This window comes from Sphingopyxis sp. (assembly GCF_041916015.1).
Classification (GTDB): domain Bacteria; phylum Pseudomonadota; class Alphaproteobacteria; order Sphingomonadales; family Sphingomonadaceae; genus Sphingopyxis.
On sequence record NZ_JAYSAH010000035.1, the window covers coordinates 20,951 to 27,216 of the forward strand.

6 protein-coding genes and 1 riboswitch are annotated in these 6,266 nt (G+C 66.2%); of the genes, 4 read left to right on the plus strand and 2 right to left on the minus strand.

Annotated elements, in window-relative coordinates:
* Positions 1-100: 100 nt before the first annotated feature.
* From ACE3SL_RS05470 to ACE3SL_RS05480, 3 genes are all read left to right on the plus strand, one after another.
* Positions 101-1,123: a MipA/OmpV family protein gene (locus ACE3SL_RS05470; RefSeq protein ID WP_374524746.1), complete on the plus strand. Its 1,023-nt coding sequence runs from the start codon at positions 101-103 to the stop codon at positions 1,121-1,123.
* A gap of 104 nt (positions 1,124-1,227) precedes the next feature.
* Entirely contained in the window at positions 1,228-1,686 is a 459-nt protein-coding gene (locus ACE3SL_RS05475; protein WP_374524747.1) for a DMT family transporter, read from the plus strand.
* Between the two features lie 98 nt (positions 1,687-1,784).
* On the plus strand, positions 1,785-3,323 hold the full coding sequence (locus tag ACE3SL_RS05480; RefSeq protein ID WP_374524748.1) for a flavin-containing monooxygenase: 1,539 nt from the start codon (positions 1,785-1,787) through the stop codon (positions 3,321-3,323).
* 136 nt (positions 3,324-3,459) lie between these two features.
* Here the strand turns inward: ACE3SL_RS05480 and ACE3SL_RS05485 are convergent, their stop codons facing one another.
* Together ACE3SL_RS05485 and ACE3SL_RS05490 are read right to left on the minus strand one after the other, a co-directional pair.
* The gene (locus ACE3SL_RS05485) at positions 3,460-3,774 is read right to left on the minus strand and encodes a hypothetical protein (protein WP_374524749.1); all 315 of its coding nucleotides are present in this window, start codon (positions 3,772-3,774) and stop codon (positions 3,460-3,462) included.
* Between the two features lie 109 nt (positions 3,775-3,883).
* The gene (locus tag ACE3SL_RS05490; RefSeq protein WP_374524750.1) at positions 3,884-4,804 is read right to left on the minus strand and encodes a DUF4189 domain-containing protein; all 921 of its coding nucleotides are present in this window, start codon (positions 4,802-4,804) and stop codon (positions 3,884-3,886) included.
* 112 nt (positions 4,805-4,916) lie between these two features.
* Positions 4,917-5,027, plus strand: a riboswitch (TPP riboswitch).
* Between the two features lie 43 nt (positions 5,028-5,070).
* Here ACE3SL_RS05490 and thiC point away from each other — a divergent pair.
* A partial coding sequence (gene thiC / locus ACE3SL_RS05495) for a phosphomethylpyrimidine synthase ThiC (RefSeq protein ID WP_374524751.1) occupies positions 5,071-6,266 on the plus strand: 1,196 nt, incomplete at its 3' end.

Here is a 6,266-nt window from a genome sequence, read left to right on the forward strand (position 1 = left end):
TCACGATGGAGCGAAAAACCTCCCCCTGCAAGACGAAGTCTTTGCATTGGCGCGACAATCCCATACACCCGGCGCGAGGGGGCAAGACCATAGGATGCATATGCCCGATCTGACGCCGCTCTTCCGCTTCTCCCGTGCCGCAACGATCGCCGCCGCTTGCGCCGCCTTCGCGGCCCCCGCCGCCGCCGAAGAAACCGCGCTTCCCTATGATCTGCCGCCCGCCTTCGAACGACCGGCGCCCGCCCCGCTGCGCGCGCCGGCGCCGGACGACGCACCCGCCGGCTATCTGCAGGACAGCGGCGATATCGACGAGAATATCCTGCTGCCCGCGCAGGGACACGACCCCGACGGCGACCGCAAATGGGCGCGCGACTATTTCGCGCTCGCGGGCGGCGTCATCACCGTGCCGAGCTACAACGGCTCGGACGAGCGCAACGTCCTCCCCGCCTTCTATTTCCGCGGCCGGTTCAAGGGCTTTTCCTTTTCGACCCGCGGCACCAATTTCCAGGTCGATCTGATCCGCCAGCGGCGCGGGCAAAAGACCGATTTCAAGTTCGGCCCGATCATCAACCTGCGCAGCGACCGCACCGGACGAATCAAGGACGCGCAGGTCGAGGCGCTCGGCGATCGCAAGCTTGCGATCGAGGCAGGCATCTCGGCGGGCGTCACCCACACTGGGGTCGTCACCAGCGGCTATGATCAGGTCGGCGTTCGCGTCGTCGCCCTGAAGGACATCTCGGGCCGCCACGGAAGCTGGATCGTGTCGCCGACGCTCGACTATGGCACCCCGCTGTCGAAGCGTGCCTATATCGGCGCGTCCCTATCGTTCAACCTCTACGGCAAGGGTTTCGGCCGCTATTATTTCGACGTCGATCCCATTGGCAGCGCGGCGAGCGGGCTGCCCGTCTATACCGGCGCCGGCCGCAAGGCGACGCTCGGCAAATATACGGTCGGGCTCGCGGGCGCCTATGCGCTGTCGGGCGACCTCCGCAAGGGCTTCGTCCTGATCGGCGGCGCGCAATATGGCCGGATGACGAGCCGCTTCGCCGACTCGCCGATCGTCGGCATCGCGGGCAGCAAGGACCAGTGGCTCGCCGGCGGCGGCCTCGCCTATCAATTCTAGGGACGCTCTCCAAACGGCCGAACGGAAACCCGCCCCCATTCGGGGGTGTTTCAGGGTGAAAAGCCGTCTAAGGGCGCTCGGCACTTCAGCCAGAAAGCCCGCCCATGCCGACCAGCAACGCCGCCCCCGCCTTCGCCGCGATCATGCTGCTGACCGGGATCGGCATTCCGATCCTCGCCTCGCTCAACTCGGGGCTCGGCCTCCGGCTCGAGGCCCCGATGGCCGCGTCGGTCCTGCTGTTCAGCCTCGGGCTGCTGGTCGCGATCGCCGGCGCGCTCGTCACCGGATCGCTCGGGCAGGTGCGGCTCTCGTCCGGCATCCCCTTTCATTTCTATCTCGGCGGCCTGTTCATGGCCTTCTACGTGATCGCGGTGACCTTCATCGCGCCGCGCTTCGGGGTCGGCAACGCGATCTTCTTCGTCCTCCTCGGCCAGCTCATCAGCGCCTCGACGATCGACCATTTCGGCCTCTTCGGCTCGTTGCAATATTCGATCGACGGCAAGCGCATCGCCGGCATCGCGCTGATGATCGCCGGCGTCTATCTGGCCCGCCGCTCCGCATAGAGGCCGCGCACCGCGCTCTTTTGATCTCGGTCAATGCGAAGCTGGCGCTCGTCCTGCTTCCTGCCTAGCATCGAGTCATAACAGATGGGAGCGGACCTATGGCGACAGCGATTCGGGCGACAAACGACGCGCCAACCCACGTCGATGTATTGATCGTCGGCGCGGGCATTTCGGGCATCGGCTCGGCATGGCACCTGCAACAGCAATGCCCCGGCAAAAGCTATGCGATCCTCGAGATGAAAGAGAGTTTCGGCGGCACGTGGGAGACGCATAAATATCCCGGGGTGCGGTCCGATTCGGACCTCTACACCTTCGGCTACCGCTTCAAGCCGTGGGTCGGCGCGCCGATCGCGAGCGGCGCCGAGATCCTCAAATATATGGGCGAGGTGATCGACGAGAACGGCATCGGCGCGCATATCCGCTACGGCCACCGCATCACCGCCTGCCGCTGGTCGAGCGCCGATAATCGCTGGACGGTCGAGGCGGTGCGCAAGGCCGACGGCGCCGCCGTCACCTTCACCGCGAATTTCCTGTGGATGTGCCAGGGCTATTACGACCATGAAAAGCCCTATATCCCCGACTGGCCCGGCCTGTCCGACTATAAGGGGCAGTTCGTCCACGCGCAGCTCTGGGACCCCGCGACCGACTATGCGGGCAAGCGCGTCCTCGTGATCGGATCGGGCGCGACCGCGGCGACGGTCGTCCCCGCCTTCGCCGAAAAGGCGGCGCATGTGACGATGCTCCAGCGCTCGCCGACCTATTTCTTCTGTTCCGAGAACAAGAACGAGCTAGCCGACCGGCTGCACGAGGTCGGCATCGACGAGGAAACGATCCACCGCGTCGTGCGCGCGCAGGTGATGCACGACCAGGACCTGCTCACCCGCCGCTGCCAGACCGAACCCGATGCGGTGTTCGAGGAATTGAAGGAGCTGATCCGCGCCTTTTCGGGCGATCCGAACTTTCCGTTCGAACCGCATTTCACGCCCAAATACCGCGTCTGGCAGCAACGGCTCGCTTTCTGCCCCGAAGGCGATATCTTCAAGGCGGCGGTGCAGGGCAAGCTCACCCTCGTCACCGACACGATCGACCGCTTCACCGAAACGGGCGTCCGCACCTCGGACGGGACCGAGATCGCGGCCGACATCATCGTCGCCGCGACCGGCTTCAACCTGTCGGTGATGGGCGGCATCCCGTTCGACGTCGATGGCCGGCCGGTCGATTGGGCCGATACCGTCACCTATCGCGGCATGATGATGACCGGCGTTCCCAACATGGCGTGGGTGATGGGCTATTTCCGTGCCAGCTGGACCTTGCGCGTCGACATGATGGGCGATTTCGTCTGCGGCCTCCTCAATCACATGGACGCGCTCGGCGCGAAGAAGGTCGAGGTCGCGCTGCGCGCCGAGGATCAGGCCATGGCGATCCTGCCGTGGATCGAGGAGGATAATTTCAACCCCGGCTATCTGATGCGCGGCCTCGCGAAGATGCCGCGCCGCGGCGACAAGCCCGAGTGGCGCCACAATCAGGATTATTGGGCCGAAAAGGATGCTTTCCCGCGCATCGACCTGACCGACCCCGCCTTCCTCTACGACGGCAAGCCGGCAGAGCGCGCGGCGGAAAGCGTAGCGGCCGAATAGCCCGGCCGCTACGCCGCCCCGCGTCCCGCAAACACGGCGGAGGCCATGCCGCGCTGGCAAGCCCGCGCCCGCGAGAACGCCGCCGCCGCCTGAAACGACCCGCGCGCCGTCCGATGATCGGCGGCGCGCGGACGGCTTACATCTTGTGCGCGGGCGCCGGGGCGGCCTTGGCCGCGACCTTGCGCTTCGGCGCGACATGATGCTTCGCGGCGGCGTGATGCTTCACCGCGTGATGCTTCGTTGCACGATGCTTGGCGGGCGCGCGGTGCTTCGCCGCGGCGTGGTGCCTCGCTGGCGCACGGTGCGCGGGGGCGGCATGGCCTTCGCGCTGCATGCAATTGTCGGTGACGGTCTTCGAACAGATCGGCGTTGCATCCTGCGCGGTCGCGGCGGTTCCCGACAGCGCGAACAGCGCGGCGGTAGCGATCGCCGTGAGTGTGATCTTCTGCATGACAGACTTCCTTTCATCCCGTGGAGAGGATGGCAGGATCGCACGGCGCGCATGGCGGCGGCGCGTCCGCAACATTACAATCCTGCAATGCGCCTCACAGCAACCGGGATCACGTCCCTCCGGCGGCGTTGAAGTCATGCACGAACAGCCCCGGCGTGCGGCTGTCGAACAGCGCCTGCAACTCGCAGCTCTGGCTCTTCTGCTTCTTGCAGTTCGCCTCGGCCGCCGCCTTCGCGCGCTTCGCCGAGGTTTCGACCGTCGCGCTGTCGTCGCCGCCGTTCAGGCGATAGGCCTGGATGAAGCCGTTGCCGGTCAGCGCATTCGAACCGCACTTGCGCTTCGTCGCGTCGGCGCACGCCTTGATCGCCGCCGCGGTCGCTTCGTCGGCACTCCGATAGCCGCTCGCGACATAGAGCTTGCCGTCATATCCGTCGGCCACCGCACCGTCGACCCACGCCGACGCCGCGAAATATTTGCGCGCCGCGCCGCCTGGAAAGCGCCGGTTGGTGCTCGACCGGATCGTCGCGAAGACCTCGCACGGCAGCAATTGCTTCGCCGAACATTCGGCGAGCACCTGCTTGCGTTCGGCCCCGCCGTCGCCCGCCCAGCCCTTGTAGAAATAGCCCTGCCTGTCGCGGATCACCGTCATCGACGAATTCCACCACGTCCCCGCCGCGGTGCAGCCGCTGCCCATCACCGCGTTGCACGCCGCGAGCGCCTCGGTCTCGCCGGCATTGTTCGATCCGAGGTAATTGCCATCGACCCATATGTCGGCAGCGTCGGGGTGCCACGCCATCGCGGCATAGCTGTTGTTCGGGGCCGGCGCCGGAGCGGACGCCGCGCCCGAATCGTCGCGGACGCAGAGCGGGATCGGCGCGACGCCGTTGCCGCCCTGCGTCATCCCGACCATCCGCTCGCCGGGCCCCGGGCCGTTGCACGGATATTGCGCCTGCGCCGCCGCCGGCCAAAGACACCAGGCCAACGCCACCACGAGCATCTGCACCATCCGCCGCATCCCGAACCCCGTCATGTTTCGATCCTCATATCCAGTTGATAAGACGGTCCTAATCACATTTTCCCTTACCGAAAGTGTTCGCGGTCACAAGCGCGCATGGACAGCGCTCCGCGCGCCGCCTATAGTCCGCCGATCCCCGGGGAGCCTGTGTGCAGAAACAGGTTGAGAGCGGAACATCCCGCGACCCGTTGAACCTGATCCCGGTAACTCGGGCGGAGGGAGGGTCGGCATTCCGCACCGGAATTCCCATTCTCGCTCCGACAAGAACGGAGCGACTGCACATGGCCGACATCGATTCCCGCATTGAAGCAAAACTCGGCGCGATCGGCGTCACCACCGGCCCGATCCGCGGCAGCCGCAAGGTCCATGTCGCGAGCCCCACCGGCAGCGGTATCCGCGTCGCGATGCGCGAGATCGACCTCGATCCGCACAGCGGCGAACCGAGCGTCCGCGTCTACGACACCTCCGGCCCCTACACCGACCCCAATGCCAGCATCGACATCGCAGAGGGCCTCCCCGAACTCCGCGCGAGCTGGATTCGTGCCCGCGGCGACGTCGAGGACGTCACCCAGCGCGAGGTCCGCCCCGAGGACAACGGCCAGCTCGGCCCCGACCGCTCGGGCGGTGTCCCCGCCTTCCCCAACGTCCGCAAGACGGTGCTGCGCGCCAAACCGGGCGCGAACGTCAGCCAGATGCACTATGCCCGCCGCGGCATCATCACGCCCGAGATGGAATATGTCGCGACCCGCGAGAATCTCGGCCGCGAGCGCCTCGCCGAATATGTCCGCGACGGACAGGACTGGGGCGCCAGCATCCCCGATTACGTCACCCCCGAATTCGTCCGCGACGAGGTCGCGCGCGGCCGCGCGATCATCCCCAGCAACATCAACCACCCCGAAAGCGAGCCGATGGCGATCGGCCGCAACTTCCTCGTCAAGATCAACGCCAATATCGGCAACAGCGCGGTCGCCAGCGACGTCGCGAGCGAGGTCGACAAGATGGTCTGGTCGATCCGCTGGGGCGCCGACACCGTCATGGACCTGTCGACCGGGCGCAACATCCACGACACGCGCGAGTGGATCATCCGCAACTCGCCCGTCCCGATCGGCACCGTCCCCATCTATCAGGCGCTCGAAAAGGTCGGCGGCATCGCCGAGGAGCTGACGTGGGAAATCTTCCGCGACACGCTGATCGAACAGGCCGAGCAGGGCGTCGATTATTTCACCATCCATGCGGGCGTCCGCCTGCCCTACGTCCCGCTCGCCGCGAAGCGCGTTACCGGCATCGTCAGCCGCGGCGGCAGCATCATGGCGAAATGGTGCCTCGCGCATCACAAGGAATCGTTCCTCTACGAACGCTTCGACGAGATTACCGAGATCATGAAGGCCTATGACATCGCCTACAGCCTCGGCGACGGCCTCCGCCCCGGCAGCATCGCCGACGCGAACGACGAGGCGCAGTTCGCCGAGCTCTACAC

Bases quoted from the DNA above. Each gene is read 5' to 3' on its own strand.
- ACE3SL_RS05485 (WP_374524749.1), bottom strand. From the start codon at position 3,774: ATGCAGAAGATCACACTCACGGCGATCGCTACCGCCGCGCTGTTCGCG.
- ACE3SL_RS05470 (WP_374524746.1), top strand. From the start codon at position 101: ATGCCCGATCTGACGCCGCTCTTCCGCTTCTCCCGTGCCGCAACGATC.
- ACE3SL_RS05475 (WP_374524747.1), top strand. From the start codon at position 1,228: ATGCCGACCAGCAACGCCGCCCCCGCCTTCGCCGCGATCATGCTGCTG.
- ACE3SL_RS05480 (WP_374524748.1), top strand. From the start codon at position 1,785: ATGGCGACAGCGATTCGGGCGACAAACGACGCGCCAACCCACGTCGAT.
- ACE3SL_RS05490 (WP_374524750.1), bottom strand. From the start codon at position 4,804: ATGACGGGGTTCGGGATGCGGCGGATGGTGCAGATGCTCGTGGTGGCG.